Consider the following 17,775-nt stretch of genomic DNA (forward strand, 5'->3'; position numbering starts at 1 on the left):
TATAAGAATAACTTCGGGTATGAATACTTGTTGGGTATTGTAATCCATATTGTTTTGTTTCCATATTTTAAATCGAAAGTTTTAGGTTGGTTGTATGATCAAAAAAGCATCGGCCTCAGGAAGTGGTATTATATTCGCTATAGTGGGTGTGATCTTATTTTCGGCCAAAGCGGTCATGGTTAAAATAGCCTATACGTATTCAATCGACCATCTTACCCTTTTGTTGTTTCGAATGGGCTTCGCCTTTCCCTTTTATCTCCTTATTGCCTTTTGGAAAAAACCCTTACATCCGAATGAGATTAGGAAAAAGGACTATTTATGGATCTTGTTTTTTGGTTTTATCGGGTACTATCTAGCCAGTCTTTTCGACTTTATGGGGCTTCAGTACTTAAAGGCGGGCTTAGAGCGCATCATCCTTTTTATATACCCGACCATGGTAGTTTTATTGGCATGGTTCTTCTTTAAGAAACGAATTACCAAGATGCAGGCGCTTGCTATTTTAATCACCTATATTGGGGTGCTTATCACATTTTGGGATGAGGCTGTCGTGAATGATGCCTCGATAGTCCTCGGGGCAACCTTGATTTTTTTAAGCGCCTTGACCTATGCTTCCTATTTGGTGGGAAGTGGTTGGCTCATACCAAAATTCGGGGTAGTGCAATTTACATCATTCGCCATGATCGTATCGACGTTATGTGTAATGCTGCATTATTTGGCCGTAAAGGGGTTCCATCTTGACAGTTATCCTACTGAAGTTTACCTATTGGGATTGGCCATGGCCATTTTCTCTACCTTGGTGCCTTCATTTTTGGTTTCTGCGGCCATAGGCCGATTAGGGGCATCTACTTTTTCCGTCTTCGGAAGTTTAGGACCTGTCTCTACCATCGTCTTGGCCTATTTTTTTCTTGATGAACGAATTTCGCTCCTGCAGATTTTCGGGATGATCGTGGTAATCGGAGGTGTTTCATTGGTTTCCAGAAAAAAAGCATTTTAAGCGGTATGCATGCGTGTCGGTCGTATTTCTATTAGTTGACTTCAAAGGTGATACGCATCGGTAACATTTAGAAGAGATACATTGAATTATCAGAACAAAATTGGTATTTTCGTTGTTGATTACTTTCCGGGCCAAAAACTTTGATTTTTGCTTTGAAATTTTATATTAGCGGGAGTAATCCCTAATAAACTATGGCTGAGTCCCAATATACTGAAGATAATATTAGATCGCTTGACTGGAAGGAGCATATTCGCTTACGTCCTGGAATGTATATCGGAAAATTGGGAGATGGTTCATCGGCTGATGACGGTATCTATATTCTTCTAAAAGAAACCATCGACAATTGTATCGATGAATTTGTAATGGGTGCCGGCAAGACCATTGAAATCGCCATCAAGGATAATATCGTAAAAGTGCGGGACTACGGTCGAGGTATTCCCTTGGGCAAGGTGGTGGATGTGGTCTCTAAAATGAACACCGGGGGCAAGTATGACAGTCGTGCGTTCAAAAAATCGGTCGGACTGAATGGCGTAGGTACCAAAGCGGTCAATGCACTTTCGAGTTTTTTTGAAGTGCAATCTTCAAGGGAGAACCAGATGAAGACCGCTCAATTCAGCCAAGGAAATTTGGTGTCCGAAGAAGGACCGATTGAAACAACCAAACGAAAAGGGACTAAGGTGTCCTTCACACCTGATGAGGCTATTTTCAAAAAATACAAATACAGAAATGAGTATATAGAGCGCATGCTCAAGAACTACGTGTATCTGAATCCGGGTTTGACCATTGTTTTCAATGGGGAAAAGTTTTATTCTGAAAACGGATTGAAAGATTTATTGGAAGATAACAATAATGCCGAGGATCTTTTATATCCCATCATCCACTTAAAAGGGGAGGATATTGAAGTTGCCATTACCCATAGTAAAACCCAATATAGCGAAGAATACCATTCATTTGTCAATGGTCAGCATACGACACAGGGCGGAACACACCAGTCGGCCTTTCGAGAGGCATTGGTAAAGACCATACGGGACTATTATGGAAAGAATTATGATGCCAGCGATATTCGCAAATCCATTATTTCGGCCATAGCTATAAAGGTCATGGAGCCTGTATTCGAAAGCCAGACCAAGACCAAACTGGGATCTACCGATATGGGGGGCGATTTTCCAACCGTCCGTACCTACATCAATGATTTTGTAGGCAAGTACCTGGATAATTATCTGCATAAAAATCCGGAAACCGCGGAAAAATTGCAACGAAAGATCATGATGGCCGAGAAAGAGCGCAAAGAGCTCTCAGGTATTCGAAAATTAGCACGAGACCGTGCAAAAAAGGCGAGTCTTCATAATAAGAAGCTACGGGATTGTCGGGTGCACTTAGGCGATATGAAGAATGACCGTCGATTGGAAAGTACACTATTCATCACGGAGGGGGATTCGGCTTCAGGATCTATTACCAAATCACGTGATGTGAATACCCAAGCCGTATTCAGCCTAAGGGGAAAGCCCTTAAACTCGTACGGGATGTCAAAAAAGATTGTTTACGAGAACGAGGAGTTCAATCTCTTACAGGCTGCATTGAATATTGAGGAATCAATGGAAGAGCTGCGATATAACAATGTTGTTATTGCTACCGATGCTGACGTTGATGGTATGCATATTCGACTCTTGTTGATTACATTTTTCCTGCAATTTTTCCCGGAGTTGATCAAAGAGAACCACCTCTATATTTTACAAACCCCTTTGTTCAGGGTCCGTAATAAAAAGGAGACTATTTATTGTTATAGTGAAGAGGAGCGTAGGGACGCCATCACAAAGTTGACAGGGAAACCCGAAATAACCCGCTTTAAAGGGCTTGGGGAAATCTCCCCGGATGAATTTAAATACTTTATAGGGGAAGATATTCGGTTAGAACCTGTCATGCTCGACAAGGCCATGTCCATTGAGAATCTCTTGCAATTCTATATGGGGAAAAACACCCCAGACCGACAGGAATTTATCATAAATAACCTTAAAGTTGAAATTGACCTGATAGAAGAAAACCAATTATAAATCAAGATAATACGATTCTTTCTTTATGGAAGATAACGAAGAGCTAAACGAAGCACAAGACGAAAATCCACCTACTGAAGACAGCACTGATATTGAAGGGACCAATGATGCCTTGACCAAGGTTACGGGCATGTACAAGGATTGGTTTTTAGACTATGCATCCTACGTTATTTTAGAAAGGGCCGTGCCGGCCATCGAAGATGGTTTCAAACCGGTGCAACGTAGAATATTGCATGCACTCAAGGAGCTCGATGACGGCCGTTATAACAAAGTGGCCAATGTAGTGGGGCATACCATGCAGTACCACCCTCACGGGGATGCGAGTATTGCGGATGCCATGGTGCAGATTGGTCAAAAAGACCTGCTGATCGATACCCAGGGGAACTGGGGCAATATCCTTACAGGGGATAGGGCTGCTGCTTCGCGATATATTGAGGCGCGATTGTCAAAATTCGCCCTAGAGGTGGTTTTTAGCCCCAAGATCACTGAATGGCAACTCTCTTATGATGGTCGAAAAAAAGAACCGGTAAATCTACCCGTTAAGTTCCCCTTGTTGTTGGCGCAAGGCGCAGAGGGCATTGCGGTAGGGCTTTCAACCAAAGTATTGCCACATAATTTCATAGAATTGATCGATGCTTCTATAAAGCATTTGAAAGGGCAGCGTTTTCAAATATATCCCGATTTCCCAACGGCGGGGATTATCGATGTAAGTGCTTATAACGATGGCCTTCGCGGGGGCAAGGTGCTTGTGCGCGCCCAAATATCCCAAAGGGATAAGAATACCTTGGTTATTAGTGAGATACCTTATGGCACCAACACTTCTTCTTTAATAGATTCTATCTTAAAGGCAAACGATAAAGGGAAAATAAAAATCAAGAAAATCGAGGATAACACCGCGGCTGAGGTTGAGATTTTGGTTCATTTGCCGGGTGGGATCTCCCCAGACAAAACCATCGACGCCCTTTATGCCTTCACGGCCTGCGAATCATCCATATCGCCCTTGGGCTGTATCATTGAGGATAACAAACCTCTTTTCATCGGGGTGTCCGATATGTTGCGACAATCTACCGAACTTACGGTTGACCTGCTAAAGGCCGAGTTGGAAATCAAATTGTCGGAGCTTGAAGAACAATGGCATTTTGCTTCCTTGGAACGTATTTTTATCGAAAACCGTATCTATAGGGATATTGAGGAAGAAGAAACTTGGGAGGGGGTTATTTCGGCAATTGACAAGGGGTTGAAACCGCATACCAAACATTTGAAACGCGCGGTTACGGAAGAGGATATCGTTCGTTTGACCGAAATTCGAATCAAGCGTATTTCTAAGTTCGATATCGATAAGGCCCAACAATACCTTGATAGTCTTGAAGAGAGTATTGCCGAGGTGAAAAACCATTTGGACAATCTAATTGTATATGCGATAGATTATTTCAAGAATTTAAAGACCAAATATGGCAAGGATCGCGGTCGCAAATCAGAAATAAGGATATTCGATGAGATAGAAGCAACAAAGGTTGTCATTCGGAATACCAAATTATACGTAAACCGCGAAGAAGGTTTTGTAGGTACCTCCTTGAAGCGTGATGAGTATGTCACCGATTGTAGTGATATTGATGATATCATCATTTTCACAAAAGAAGGCAAGGCCATGGTGACCAAGGTGGATAGCAAGACTTTTGTCGGCAAGAACATCATTCACGTTGCTGTTTTTAAGAAAAAAGATAAACGTACCATTTACAATATGATCTATAGGGATGGTAAAGGGGGTCCTACCTATATCAAAAGGTTCAATATCACTAGTGTTACCCGTGATCGCTTATATGACCTTACGGCGGGAAAGGCGAATTCCATGGTCTACTATTTTTCCGCCAACCCCAATGGAGAGGCGGAGGTGGTCACCGTGAACCTGCGGCAGGTTGGGAGTATCAAAAAACTGAAATGGGACATCGATTTTGCCGATGTTCTTATAAAGGGAAGGGATTCTAAGGGCAATATAGTTACGAAATATACGGTTAAGCGTATCGAATTAAAGGAAAAGGGAGTTTCGACACTTAAGCCCCGTAAGATTTGGTTCGATGATGTGGTGCGTCGGCTTAACGTAGATGGGCGGGGAGAGCTTCTCGGAGAGTTCCGTGGCGACGATCTTCTATTGGTCGTAAACCAGAAGGGAGTTGCCAAAACAATGTTGCCGACCTTGACTTCAAGGTTTGATGATGATATGATCATTCTTGAAAAATGGAATCCCGCCAAACCCTTGTCCGCAATCTATTGGGATGGTGATAAGGAGCGATTTTATGTAAAACGATTTCTGATTGAACACGGTAATCGGGAAGACCAGTTTATTACCGAGCACCCAAAGTCTTATTTGGAGTTGGTGTCCACAGATTGGCGACCTGTCGTCGAAATCGAATTCGCAAAGCCTAGAGGCAAGGATTCGAAACCAAACTTAACGGTTGATTTAGAGGATTTTATAGCTATTAAAGGTATAAAAGCTTTAGGTAATCAATTGACGGCCGAAAAGGTAAAGAATATTAATTTATTAGAGTCATTGCCCTATGAGGAACCTACAACGCAGGAGGCCAGTGAAATAGAGGTGGTCGACGAGGAGGATGTAAGCTTGGAATCAAAGGAGACTCCCAAAAACAAGACCGATGATGACCAAGGGCCTGATATCGCTGGGGAAGGGCAGACGGCTTTATTTTAAGCAGGGATTTTTATGAAAAATTTTATTCAGGAGTTCAAGAATTTCGCCATAAAAGGCAATATGATCGATATGGCCATTGGTATCATCATTGGTACTGCATTCAATCAAGTGGTCAATGTGTTGGTAAAAAAGGTGATAATGCCTCCTTTTTCCTTATTGACCGAAGATGTAACACTCTCCAATAAGAAATATGTGCTGCGCGAAGCCACTGGGAATGTGGGTGAGGTGGCTATCGGATATGGGGAACTTATCGAGGTATTGGTCGATTTTATGATCATTTCATTTACCATTTTTGTGGTCATTAAATTTATGAACAGATTTCGAACCAAGGCTGAAGATCCCGCCAATAAGGAGGAAACAACCCCTAAGAATATTGAGTTGTTGGCTAATTTGGAACAGCTCATGAAGGAACAAAATGAGATTCTCAGAAAAAATAAGGAATAATAAGAAGTTTTGCAGGGGTAATATTATACAGTACCTTTGAATTAATTTAAGAATTATGGATTTTACCAACCCCCTGGTATACGGAGTACCTTGTTTTATTGCATTTATCTTGTTGGAATTAGCTTATAGCAAAACCCATGGAGCTGACGAACTCTATGAATGGAAAGACCTGTTCGCAAGTGGTTTTATGGGGGTCGGCTCTGCGATTATCGCACCATTGATCAAAGTGATTTCCGCTATTGTCATTTTCGAATACACCTATGAATTGTTCAATCCCATGGTCGATGGTATCAGAACCAATATCATGGGTTACAAATCATTTGGATATGCCTGGTACATTTGGGTGTTATGTCAATTGGCCGATGATTTTACCTATTACTGGTTTCATAGGGCAAATCATGAAATTCGGATTTTATGGGCCGCGCATATTGTGCACCACTCATCGGACCACTTTAATCTGGGAACGGCGGTAAGAAATGGTTGGTTTACCATTTTATATAAACCCTTGTTCTATATGTGGTTGCCGGCTTTGGGCTTTCCTCCTGAAATGGTTGTGGTGTGCCTAGGTATTGAGGCGCTTTGGCAATTCCAATTGCATACGGTATATGTGCCAAAATTGGGATTTTTGGAAAAAATATTCAACACCCATACCATGCACCAAGTGCATCATGCCCAAAACGTGGAATATTTGGACAAAAACCATGGTGGATTCTTGAATATTTTCGATAAAATTTTTGGGACTTGGAAAGCGTACGATGAGAATATCGAGGTCAAATATGGAGTGATCCATGCGCCCCAGTCGTACAATCCTATCGTAATCCTTACCCATGAATTCAAGGATATCTGGAACGATCTCAAGAAATCGAAGAAGCTTTCCCATATGTTCATGTATATTTTCGGGCCTCCAGGCTGGAGTCACGATGGTAGTACCCTTACCGTAAAGCAGCAACAACGATTATTCAGAAAAGAGAAGGACAGAAACCCTAATGTCGTATATTCAAGACCTAATTAAGTCTAGGTTTTAACCTTATTCTTCAATGGTCTCTTTTTTTCTCATTTTCATATTCAAAAACTCCACGAGTAGTGAAAATGCAATGGCGAAGTAAAGATACCCTTTTGGAATAGCGCCAATTTCCTGACCAAAGAATTTCGTATGGCTCAAATGGGCCGCCTCTGCAATAAGCATAAATCCGATAAGAATCAAAAAGGAAAGTGCCAGTAGTTGCATCGAGGGATGTTTATGGATGAAAACCCTGATGGGGTTCGCAAAAACCATCATGATTATTATTGAAATTATCACGGCGATAATCATTAATACCAATGCATCTGCAGGCTTATCGCCAATACCGTTGGTCATTCCGACCGCAGTCAAAATAGAATCAATGGAAAAGATAAAATCAATGATTACTATTTGAAAAATAGCTTTCGAAAAACTGGTTATGCTCTTTGCTTTGATAGCATCTTCATCATGTTCGGGTAGCTCGACTTTTTCATGTATTTCCGATGTGCTTTTGTATAATAGAAAAAGCCCTCCAACTAAAAGGATAATGGCCTGGCCGCTTATGCCCGTCGTAAGCCAAGAAGTCTCGATGTAATAAAACGGATTTTTTAGCCCAATCAAGAATGAAACGGCGAACAAAAGTATAATCCGCTGAACCATGGCCAGTAATAATCCTATGTTGGTGGCTTTTTGTCGGTCCTTTTGGGGGAGTTTGTTGGCAACGATAGAGATAAAGACAATGTTATCTATCCCTAAAACGATTTCAAGAAAAGTCAATGTAAGTAATGCCACCCAGGCATCGGGGCTTGTTAAGATTTCGAACATGGTTAGTTGGTTTTTATGGCGGTTCCTCTGGATTTATTGTCGTCTCCTACGATACTATATTCAAAGGTATATGAATTTTCAGTAGTTGTCAATATTTTCATGTGAACCGATTTCTCTTCAGCTTTGTTTTTAGGATGCATTTTTTTGACGATATATTCACAATCATTGATCCAGCGTACCGAAGAGCTATCGACTTTTCCTTGAAAATAGTCGATTTCCAAATCGCCATTCCGCACAAAAGTAGTGCTGACTTCCTTATCATCAATGATCGATGTGAACGTGAACTCCCCATTCTTAAAAGCCTTGCAATCCCTTTGGGGTTGATAACAAGCGTTTACGGTCAATAATACGACCAATGATAACGTCATTCTTTTTAGCATAGGCACAAAATAAAGAATTTAGTGGCACATAGCATATCCGCTTTTAAAATAAAATGGTTTTGGTGATATCGTATTATCCGTTATAGGACCTAAAGCTGCCATCGCTATAGAAAATAACAATATGCTCAATGGTTTTGCCGGGGCCTGATGCTGTTGGGACCAAGGATTCTCCTTTGGAACTTGTGCTAGGGGATGGGTCGGTCTCTTTGGGAAGTGTTTCCTTGGTGGCGGGAAAATTTCCTTTGCCATTTAATAGCCAATATAGATTTACTTCGGGAAAGGTCTTGACCAGCTTTAATACGAATTCCAAACTTGGTTTGTTCCGTCCTGAAAGTAAATGGGAAATACTGGAACGTTGCACATTGATCTTATCCGCAAAAACCGCTGCCGATAGATCATAATACCGAAGTATGATCTCCAATCGTTTTATAAAATCAGTTGAGTTTACCATTGTGATTATATAAGATTACAAAAGTAATGAAAAGATTGTCCACCCATTCCCATACGACTGTTAATTCCAATAAAATAGTTAAATAATAGATATATATAACATAAAGTAAATAATTGGAAAATAGATATATATTGTCAAAATTATAATTTGAATCAATCCGGACAGAATTTTTGTTTACAATTGTTGGATACCATTGAGTTTATCCTTGTTTGCAAGTTACAAATGTAATTTACATGATTTACAAATGTAATTTATATTGACATTACATTTGTAACCATACACACATCACATATGCAAATATCCGGGATGGATTATCTATCGATAAAAGAAAATACCCTTAAGGGGAGGTATATTGCCTACGAACATATTTCGAATCTCTTGAAGGAGCTTCCTGATATTTTTAAAGTAACCGAAATAGGACGGTCCGTAAATGATCTTCCCATTCATGCTGTTACTTTTGGGCAGGGTACACATCGAATTTTCATGTGGTCCCAAATGCATGGGAATGAATCAACCACAACCAAAGCTATTTTTGATCTTTTATGTGCAGTTCGAGCCAACAGGAAATTGTACGGGCCCATTTTGAAACAGTGTACAATCAAGATCATCCCAATGCTTAATCCTGATGGGGCCAAGGCATATACGCGTTTAAATGCAAATCAAGTTGATTTGAATAGGGATGCCCAAGCCAGGAGTCAGCCTGAAAGCAGGGTATTAAGGGCGTGTTTCGAAGATTTTAAACCTGATTTTTGTTTTAATCTACACGGGCAACGAACGATTTTCAATGTGGGGGCTACACCTAAACCGGCGACGGTTTCATTTTTGGCGCCCGCTTTTGATGAAAAGCGGAGTGTTTCCGAATCCAGGGCAGAAAGTATGCGGCTTATCGTGGCCATGAACCAGGCACTACAAGAGGTGATACCTGGGCAAATTGGCCGTTATGATGATGGTTTTAACGCGAATTGCGTTGGTGACACCTTTCAAATGTTAAAAGCACCTACGGTGCTCTTCGAAGCTGGTCATTTCCCCGGGGATTATGGTCGTGAAGAAACCCGAAGATTGATATTTTTGGCACTGGTTACGGCTTTGGATACCATCTCCCAGGGTACACTGCGGTTATTTGATAAGGACGATTATTTTCTGATCCCGGATAACAACAAGTTATTTTACGATATCCTTATAAGAAATGCACACCTTATAAATCCCAATAGGTATAAAGCTGGGGACGCCATCGGGTTGCTCTTTAGGGAATTGCTTGTAGACGGGAAGGTTGTTTTTGACGCAGTGGTCGAAAAAACCGGAAATCTTCAGGGTTATTATGGTCATAAAACTTTCGATTGTATCAAGGAAAATGAGTTATTGTCCCTTAGATCCCAATCTTTTTGGCAGCTGCTTTAAGTCCGGTTTTTGAATATTAGACCAATAAAACTTCTCATAATTACATTTTTGTTAAAAAACAACAACTTTTATTAAGTTTAATTTCTTAATTTCTTATTTTTGCCCAAAATATCAATTAACCATGACAAAAATTAAATTAGACGAAATAGACCACCAGATTCTGGATATGTTGATCGATAACACAAGAACCCCTTTTACCGATATAGCCAAAAAACTATTGATTTCTGCAGGTACGGTTCATGTGCGTGTTAAAAAAATGGAAGAAGCTGGAATAATCCGTGGTTCATCCCTCACGTTGGACTATGTAAAGCTGGGTTATGCCTTTATTGCGTATGTGGGTATATTTTTGGAAAAAACACATCAGACAAAATTCGTTTTGGAACGTTTGGAGCAAATACCAAACGTCACAGTCGCCCATATCACCACAGGTAAATTCAATATTTTTTGTAAGATCAGGGCCAAGGATACAAACCATGCCAAAAACATTATATTTAGGATCGATGATATAGATGGCATCAGTAGAACGGAGACCATGATTTCCCTCGAAGAGAGCATCAACGATAAGAAAAGGTTGATGCATACCATATTCAACGAATTGTAACCTAATTTAGATAATAGAAACCGATCCCAAAAGCCCTTGTTTTTGGGATTTTTTAATAGTGGCCTTATGAACATCAGTGCATTGGACAAATTGGAATATCCTTCTTTTTATCAGCCCTACCTCGACGTATTGGGAGATGTTGAATTGTTCGATATACTGGAGCGACAATTGGGGAATTTTCCTAAATTCTTGGATAGTTTGCCAGAAGAAAAATTTGGTTTTGCCTACGCTGATGGTAAATGGACCCTTGCCGAAGTCTTGGTGCACATTTTGGATACGGAACGCGTTTTTCAATATAGGGCCTTGCGTTTGATGCGGGGTGATAAGACGCCCTTACCTGGTTTTGATCAGGATCTATTCGTGCCCAATTCCAATGCGGCAAAAAGAACGAAAAAAAGTATTATCGAGGAATATGCGATAGTACGTCAATCAACGATGGCCCTCTTTTCAACGATGAACCGACTGGCCCTTCATAATATAGGGTCGGTGAGCAATGGTTCTATGAGTGTGGCTGCCATAGGTTTCATTATCTGCGGCCACCAAAAGCATCATAGAAATGTGATACGGGAAAGATACTTGGGTATTTCGACTAAGCTTCCTCGCTAAATTCCTCCTCCGAATGGATCTCCAATTCCTCGATAGGAAGATCTTCCTCAAAGTCGCTTTCTTCCTTGGTTTCCATATCCCTTTCCATGTTTTCCTCAAAGTTCGAAATGAAGTTGGCTAGGCATTTGCTTATTTTGACCAAATAGATCGTGTCGGGGGTCTTTAGTTCAACGGTTTCAATAATTTCCCCTTGTACGTTTTTAAAGGTGATAATATCTTCATCTCCATATCCATCAGGATACGTTTCAATGAGTCTGGCCGCTAAGTCATGGTCAAGCTTTTTGTAATCTATAAGTTTACGGAGCATGGTAGTATGGTTTTTCGGTTAAACATAAAATAAATATTATGTCCTTCTAAACTAGCCATAAATCCCATGTGGAAGTTCAAAGAGTTGTAAACCGTTCATTTTAGTATATGAAGCGCTTATTCTTTGTAGTATGCGAAAGCCTCGACGTATAATTCAGGTGGAATTTTAACATCGATCACAGGATGACCGATAGCCTCCAAAAGCACAAAATTGATATTGCCATGGGAATTTTTCTTATCGAATTTCAGATTCGATAGTATTGCCGTTATATCCTCATTCGAAAATTGGACCTTTTCGTAACGATTAAGAAATGATGATTTGATATCCGCTAGGCTAACCAAGGGTAACCCCGTCAGTTTATATGATAAATAGGCCTCCAAAATCATTCCTACGACAATGGCTTCGCCATGTAAAAGAGTTTCCTTGGCATTGTTTTCGAGAAAATAAGATTCGACGGCATGACCCAGTGTATGCCCATAGTTCAAGATCTTTCTCAAATGCTGTTCCGTAGGATCTTCCAACACCACTTTGTTCTTGATGGAAACGGAAGTGAAAATGTGTTTGTCGACACTTTTAAGGTTTTTCAAGGCTTTAAGCGTTTGCCAATAGGAAGCATCTTGAATAAGACCGTGTTTCAACATTTCCGCAAAACCACTATGCATTTGGCGGTCATCCAACGTGTGCAAAAATACTGGGGCGATCAAAACCATTTGGGGCTGGTTGATCACACCGATCTGATTTTTCAGGGATCCGAGGTCTACACCGGTCTTTCCCCCAACCGATGCATCTACCATAGATAAAAGCGTCGTGGGAATGTTGATGAAATCAATACCCCTTTTGTAGGTAGAAGCGACAAATCCGCCCAAATCGGTAACCACGCCACCACCAAGGTTTATCAAAAGACTTTTTCGGTCTGCGTCCATTGTTGACAATGCAAGCCAAACATGGTTGCACGCTTCGATATTCTTATGGGCTTCCCCAGATTTGATTTCAATCAACCCGAAGGAAATCTCCTTGGTCATTTCTTTCTCTAACAGAGGCAAACAATGCATTTTGGTATTTTCGTCAACTAAAACGAACACTTTTGAATACGCATTGTTCCTAAGGTACTCCCTTAAGTTCTCAAAGGCTTTTTCATTAAAATGAACACTATAGGAAGAAGTTGTTATCGATTCCATTTTCAAATACATAGATAACACAAAATAAACGTTATTTTTATTGATAAGAATACAAAATCTGTGATTATATTTGATATGTTAATCAATACTTAAAAATGGAGCGAATTTTTGAGGATACTTCAACCGCATTTGCTTTAAAATCAGATTCCGAATTAGAGCGAGCATACTTTTTGTTTAAAATGATTGCCAACGAACCCTTGGTGCGTATTGGCACGGCTATGACCAATTTTGCCCTGAAGGCCCATCTTCCCGTAGATGGTTTAATACGCGCAACGGTTTTTGATCATTTTTGTGGAGGGGTGAGTGAGATTGATTGTATGCCTGTTGTCGATAAGATGTGGGGCAAAGGAGTAAGTTCGGTACTCGACTATTCCGTTGAAGGAAAGGATGAGGAAGATCCATTGGATTGTGCCCTGGCCAAAACTTTGGAGATATTGGATTTTGTCAAGGAGAAGGATGCCATTCCCTTTGCGGTTTTTAAACCAACAGGATATGGTAGATTGGCATTATACACCAAGATTACCGAAGGAAAGGCACTTACCGATAAGGAACAAGCAGAGTGGGACCGCGTTGTGAACCGTGTTGACAAAACCTGTAAAAAGGCCTATGACTTAAATGTGTCCTTATTGATCGATGCCGAGGAAAGCTGGATGCAAGGCGCGGCAGACCAATTGGTCGAGGATATGATGCGCAAGTACAACAAAGAGAAAACCATTGTTTTCAATACCATACAGATGTATCGGTGGGATAGGATGGATTATCTGGAAAAGCTTTATGCAACTGCCCAGAAAGAAGGTTTTAAAATAGGCATGAAAACGGTTCGGGGCGCCTATTTGGAAAAGGAAAACCTTCGTGCAGAGGAGAAGGGCTACAAAACACCCATGTGTCCGACAAAAAAAGCGACGGATGAGAATTATGATGCCTCTACGAAATATATCTTAGATCGCTTAGATACCATTTCGTTGTTTTTAGGTACCCATAATGAGGAAAGCAGCTATTACCTTATGGAGTTAATGAAAGAAAAAGGAGTGGCCCCGTCCGATGAAAGAATTTGGTTTGGCCAATTATATGGTATGAGCGACCATATTTCATTCAACCTTGCGGCAGCAGGTTATAATGTAGCGAAGTACCTTCCCTTTGGTCCAGTTCGTGATGTTATGCCCTATTTGATCCGGCGGGCAGAAGAAAATACCTCCGTAGCTGGCCAGACCAGTCGTGAACTCACTTTATTGAAAAAGGAACGGAAACGAAGAAATATTTGATTTCTTGGCAACTTAAAATTCCATTTTTTCGATAAACGCGCTGTCTGGACAATTACGTACGGTCATCACGCCTTGTTTATCGTTCATATCCGCTTGTATAACATATATTTTACAAGGTTTGGACTTGGTATCGCTCTTTTTGAAATCCACCTCACCCTCGCGAAGAAAATAGGCGATCACTAGGGAATCCAATTGTTTGTCATCGATCATGTCTCGTACTTCCCCGGCATAGGAAAGTGGTTTGGAACGAATGTCCTTCAATGTTCTACAGTTGGGAAAGTAACAAAACTCCACGCCGGTCTCCTCCGATTTTTTCCTCAAAAAAATACTTAAAAAAACAAGCCCGATAGCGAGACCGAAAAGGTAGAATCCCAAGCGTTTCAAAAATGCCATAACAGAGTAAAAGAAGTTTAGAATAAAGCTGCAAGATAGGCTTTTGTTGATTTATGATTCCTGATTTAACGAAATAGAATTCTTAAAAAATCAAGAAGTTGATGTCGCTATATTGTAAATCGAACCATTCGCCCACGGCCTTACTCGTAAGGATGCCATGATACAAATAAAGGCCATTACGTAATCCTTTGTCAAAACGCAATGAGTTTTCCAATCCACCATCTTCCCCTAACTTCAATAGGTATGGGGTGAAAATATTGCTGATCGATATCGAAGCGGTCTTGGGATATCGGGAGGGTATATTGGGAACACCATAATGTATCACACCATATTTCTCTATAGTGGGTTTGTTGTGGTCTGTAATTTCACTGGTCTCAAAACAACCACCCATATCAATACTCACATCAATGATCACAGCGCCTTTCTTCATGTGTTCTACCATGGTGCTCGAAACCACCACGGGAGAACGTTCCTTGCCACGGACGGCCCCGATGGCAACATCGCATCTTTTCAATGATTTGATCAGGTTTTTTGGTTGTATGGTCGAGGTATACACCGTTTGACCAAGGTTGGTCTGAATACTCCTGAGCTTTGTAATGGAGTTGTCAAACACCTTTATATTGGCGCCCAGACCGATTGCCGATCGTGCGGCAAATTCACCTACCGTACCTGCCCCAATAATGACTACTTCGACGGGTGGAACACCACTTATATTCCCGAACATAAGCCCGTTTCCTTTGTTGGTGGCGGCCATGAGCTCGGCTGCAATGAGAACGGAGGAAATTCCGGCAATTTCACTTAACGAGCGTACCGCAGGGTATTTGCCATCTTCATCCCTTATGAATTCAAAGGCAATGGCCGTTATTCGTTTCTTTGCCATTTTTTCGAAATATGCCTTTTGCTGCGTTTTGATCTGCAGTGCGGAGATGACCGTGGTCTGGGGGTTCAGCATTTCGACTTCTGAAAGGGTAGGGGGCTCTACCTTTAGAATCAAAGGGCAACCAAATACTTTCTTCACATCTTTGGTTACCTCGGCACCGGCATTGGTATATTCAATATCAGAAAAATGAGCTCCTTCACCAGCTCCTGATTCCATGAGTACCCTGTGACCATGGGCCGTTATGGCATTGACCGCGTCTGGGGTTAGGCATATACGTTTTTCTTGATATTGGTTCTCTTTCGGAATACCGATAAAAAGTTCCCCTTTTTGTTTTAAGACTTCCAAGGTCTCTTCTTGAGGTAACAATTGTTGCTTGCTAAAAGGCGAGGTGGGTTGCTTCATAGGATCTACTTTCGTTCGCAAAAAAAACGCGAAAAAAGTAAATTTACAACTTTAATATGAAATCTGGATTGAATTTTAAAGGTTCGGGAAGTGAACGATTCGGATTAGAAATTTAAGTGCAACCACCCTCTTAAACTGTTTTGGAAGTTTTTGAATTTCCTGACAATATTATTGGTAGATAGCACCGTATTTATGTAATCTGAGGTCGACTGAAAGTTATATAGACTTTCCGGATCCTTCTGAATATTAGCTTGGGTCGTATTTTCTATGGGGTCAATTTCATTGTGATCATTGTCCCTCTCGTTCCGTTTATAGCTATTCAACTCTTTTTCCATTTCTTCCAAGTCGATTCCAAGAACATGTTTGTCAAATAATTTGACCCTTATTAAATATACAAACGGAATGATGACCATCATAATAGGAAGTAACCAATAAATCTCTACCTCATCCAAATACCTATCTTCGTATAATAAGGAAGCAATTTGGAAAGCATACATGGCTATTGGAATCAATATCACATGGTACCACCAATGTTTACATGTGAAGAACCATAGAACTAGTAAAACCAAAGGCACGAATTTGGCCATAAAAAGCCACATGACCGTAGTGATACTTTCTTGATATTTACTTTCATACACAAAGAATGAAAGGTCTAGTGTACTACCTGTGGGAAAAGATCTATAGGTATAGAATATATATGGTGTAATCGCAATGATAATCGCGACAATACTGCCAATCAGTATACTTCTAGATTTTCTCTTTCGAGAATTTTGATTTGGATTTTTCGTTTTCTTCGACATCTTCTTTTAGTAGGGAACGGTGATTTTATAACAATAAAAAAGGGTTTCTAGTATGTAGAAACCCTTATTAATCGATAAAGTGATGGATTTATCCGGCGCTCGGCACTTTTATTTTGGTTCTATCAATACCGTTGGCAGGTACTTTTATTTTAGTTCTATCAATTGTTTCCTGGTTATACAGTTGGTCTTCTTCAGCGGTTGAATTAGGTTCACAGGAAACAGCAAGGAGTGCACCAAAAGCAATTAGGCCAAAAAGTAGTCTCTTCATTTTCATTCTGATAGGTTTTTTAGTTAGAAATTGGACAAATATATGCGCAATGTAGGAAAAATATTCGAAATAGAATACCGTTCATCGAAAAAAACATACATTTAAACGCAAAAATCAAGCGTTTTAACGAATAAAATGGCATTCATCGAAAAATACACAATAAGGAAAGGGGGTTGTCGTTTGTAGGCCTTGTTTTTATTCAGGTAGGAGAAGCGTACGGGTCGTTTTGTCCACGACCTTGATTACGATTTCGGTCGTATCAAAGGGTAGGAGCGATTTTACCTTTTCGGCCCACTCCATAAAAATCCAAACATCGGTGCTAAAATAATCCTCAATGCCCAAATCGAAAGCTTCATTTTCGTCATTCAAGCGGTAAAAATCAAAATGATAGGCCAGCACCTGTTCGTCTTGATCGTGATATTCGTTGACAATACCAAAGGTCGGGCTGCTGGCTTCACCCACACCGCCCAATTGCCTTACAATTGCCTTTATCAAGGTGGTTTTGCCTGCACCCATTTCACCATGAAAACATATAATCTTTGAAGGGGCTTTTTGAATCAGTGTGTTGGCCACCTCGGTAAGCTGGCTTTCATTGTAGGTAATTTCCATATATCCGCTGTTATTTGGGGGTAAAAACAATAAAAGGGATAATCATTTCTTCCAAAGAAACTCCCCCATGTTGGTAGGTATTGCGATAATAACTTACATAATGATTGTAGTTGTTGGGGTAGGCAAAGAACAGATCGTTCTTTGCAAAGATGAACGAACTGCTCATATTGATGCTGGGCAAATGAATGGTGGCGGGGTTCTTGGCCTCCAAGACATCTTTTT

General features: G+C 40.6%; 19 protein-coding genes and 1 pseudogene. 9 read left to right on the forward strand and 11 right to left on the reverse strand.

The annotated features are described in order from the left end of the window. Positions 1 to 94 precede the first annotated feature (94 nt). From WBM98_RS15230 to WBM98_RS15250, 5 genes are all read left to right on the forward strand, one after another. Positions 95 to 994, forward strand: coding sequence for a DMT family transporter (locus tag WBM98_RS15230; RefSeq protein WP_424366880.1), 900 nt, complete (start codon positions 95 to 97; stop codon positions 992 to 994). 191 nt (positions 995 to 1,185) lie between these two features. Further along, a complete protein-coding gene (locus tag WBM98_RS15235; protein WP_424366881.1) occupies positions 1,186 to 3,045 on the forward strand; it encodes a DNA topoisomerase IV subunit B in 1,860 nt (619 codons plus the stop codon). A gap of 25 nt (positions 3,046 to 3,070) precedes the next feature. Beyond that, positions 3,071 to 5,749 (forward strand): DNA gyrase/topoisomerase IV subunit A, encoded by a 2,679-nt coding sequence (locus tag WBM98_RS15240; RefSeq protein ID WP_424366882.1) that lies wholly within the window; start codon positions 3,071 to 3,073, stop codon positions 5,747 to 5,749. 12 nt (positions 5,750 to 5,761) lie between these two features. Further along, entirely contained in the window at positions 5,762 to 6,193 is a 432-nt protein-coding gene (gene mscL, locus WBM98_RS15245; RefSeq protein WP_424366883.1) for a large conductance mechanosensitive channel protein MscL, read from the forward strand. A gap of 55 nt (positions 6,194 to 6,248) precedes the next feature. Beyond that, positions 6,249 to 7,205: a sterol desaturase family protein gene (locus tag WBM98_RS15250; protein ID WP_424366884.1), complete on the forward strand. Its 957-nt coding sequence runs from the start codon at positions 6,249 to 6,251 to the stop codon at positions 7,203 to 7,205. A gap of 15 nt (positions 7,206 to 7,220) precedes the next feature. On the opposite strand, the gene WBM98_RS15255 is transcribed toward WBM98_RS15250, so the two are convergent. The 3 genes from WBM98_RS15255 to WBM98_RS15265 form a co-directional block, all read right to left on the reverse strand. Continuing rightward, the gene (locus tag WBM98_RS15255) at positions 7,221 to 8,018 is read right to left on the reverse strand and encodes a TerC family protein (protein ID WP_424366885.1); all 798 of its coding nucleotides are present in this window, start codon (positions 8,016 to 8,018) and stop codon (positions 7,221 to 7,223) included. Positions 8,019 to 8,020: 2 nt separating this feature from the next. Then, positions 8,021 to 8,386 carry a DNA topoisomerase IV gene (locus WBM98_RS15260; RefSeq protein WP_424366886.1) on the reverse strand — a complete coding sequence of 122 codons (366 nt, stop codon included), beginning with the start codon at positions 8,384 to 8,386 and terminating at the stop codon, positions 8,021 to 8,023. Between the two features lie 85 nt (positions 8,387 to 8,471). After that, the gene (locus WBM98_RS15265; RefSeq protein ID WP_424366887.1) at positions 8,472 to 8,849 is read right to left on the reverse strand and encodes a helix-turn-helix domain-containing protein; all 378 of its coding nucleotides are present in this window, start codon (positions 8,847 to 8,849) and stop codon (positions 8,472 to 8,474) included. A 291-nt stretch (positions 8,850 to 9,140) separates the two neighbouring features. Here WBM98_RS15265 and WBM98_RS15270 point away from each other — a divergent pair, with 291 nt between their 5' ends. The 3 genes from WBM98_RS15270 to WBM98_RS15280 all read left to right on the forward strand — a co-directional run bounded on the left by WBM98_RS15270 (position 9,141) and on the right by WBM98_RS15280 (position 11,454). After that, entirely contained in the window at positions 9,141 to 10,247 is a 1,107-nt protein-coding gene (locus WBM98_RS15270; protein WP_424366888.1) for a M14 family metallopeptidase, read from the forward strand. Between the two features lie 121 nt (positions 10,248 to 10,368). After that, the gene (locus tag WBM98_RS15275; RefSeq protein WP_424366889.1) at positions 10,369 to 10,848 is read left to right on the forward strand and encodes an Lrp/AsnC family transcriptional regulator; all 480 of its coding nucleotides are present in this window, start codon (positions 10,369 to 10,371) and stop codon (positions 10,846 to 10,848) included. Positions 10,849 to 10,914: 66 nt separating this feature from the next. Further along, the gene (locus WBM98_RS15280) at positions 10,915 to 11,454 is read left to right on the forward strand and encodes a DinB family protein (protein ID WP_424366890.1); all 540 of its coding nucleotides are present in this window, start codon (positions 10,915 to 10,917) and stop codon (positions 11,452 to 11,454) included. On the opposite strand, the gene WBM98_RS15285 is transcribed toward WBM98_RS15280, so the two are convergent. Both WBM98_RS15285 and aroB read right to left on the reverse strand, forming a co-directional pair. After that, a complete protein-coding gene (locus WBM98_RS15285; RefSeq protein ID WP_424366891.1) occupies positions 11,438 to 11,761 on the reverse strand; it encodes a hypothetical protein in 324 nt (107 codons plus the stop codon). The genes WBM98_RS15280 and WBM98_RS15285 overlap by 17 nt on opposite strands. Before the next feature lie 116 nt (positions 11,762 to 11,877). Continuing rightward, positions 11,878 to 12,939 carry a 3-dehydroquinate synthase gene (gene aroB / locus WBM98_RS15290; protein WP_424366892.1) on the reverse strand — a complete coding sequence of 354 codons (1,062 nt, stop codon included), beginning with the start codon at positions 12,937 to 12,939 and terminating at the stop codon, positions 11,878 to 11,880. 95 nt (positions 12,940 to 13,034) lie between these two features. Between aroB and WBM98_RS15295 the strand changes: the two genes are divergently transcribed. Continuing rightward, complete coding sequence (locus WBM98_RS15295; RefSeq protein WP_424366893.1) at positions 13,035 to 14,201, forward strand: proline dehydrogenase family protein; 1,167 nt, start codon at positions 13,035 to 13,037, stop codon at positions 14,199 to 14,201. Between the two features lie 12 nt (positions 14,202 to 14,213). Here WBM98_RS15295 and WBM98_RS15300 read toward each other — a convergent pair whose 3' ends face one another. The 6 genes and pseudogenes from WBM98_RS15300 to WBM98_RS15325 form a co-directional block, all read right to left on the reverse strand. After that, a complete protein-coding gene (locus tag WBM98_RS15300; protein WP_424366894.1) occupies positions 14,214 to 14,594 on the reverse strand; it encodes a DUF4258 domain-containing protein in 381 nt (126 codons plus the stop codon). An 82-nt stretch (positions 14,595 to 14,676) separates the two neighbouring features. Then, positions 14,677 to 15,876 (reverse strand): alanine dehydrogenase, encoded by a 1,200-nt coding sequence (locus WBM98_RS15305; RefSeq protein WP_424366895.1) that lies wholly within the window; start codon positions 15,874 to 15,876, stop codon positions 14,677 to 14,679. A 104-nt stretch (positions 15,877 to 15,980) separates the two neighbouring features. Next, the gene (locus tag WBM98_RS15310; protein ID WP_424366896.1) at positions 15,981 to 16,676 is read right to left on the reverse strand and encodes a hypothetical protein; all 696 of its coding nucleotides are present in this window, start codon (positions 16,674 to 16,676) and stop codon (positions 15,981 to 15,983) included. Between the two features lie 88 nt (positions 16,677 to 16,764). Beyond that, positions 16,765 to 16,950, reverse strand: a complete 186-nt coding sequence (locus WBM98_RS15315) for a hypothetical protein (protein ID WP_424366897.1) — start codon at positions 16,948 to 16,950, stop codon at positions 16,765 to 16,767. Between the two features lie 189 nt (positions 16,951 to 17,139). Next, positions 17,140 to 17,553 (reverse strand): tRNA (adenosine(37)-N6)-threonylcarbamoyltransferase complex ATPase subunit type 1 TsaE, encoded by a 414-nt coding sequence (gene tsaE / locus WBM98_RS15320; RefSeq protein ID WP_424366898.1) that lies wholly within the window; start codon positions 17,551 to 17,553, stop codon positions 17,140 to 17,142. Positions 17,554 to 17,563: 10 nt separating this feature from the next. Further along, positions 17,564 to 17,775, reverse strand: a pseudogene (locus tag WBM98_RS15325) (two-component system response regulator); the annotation flags it as partial.

The organism is Maribacter sp. (genome assembly GCF_049667165.1).
GTDB lineage: Bacteria > Bacteroidota > Bacteroidia > Flavobacteriales > Flavobacteriaceae > Maribacter_A.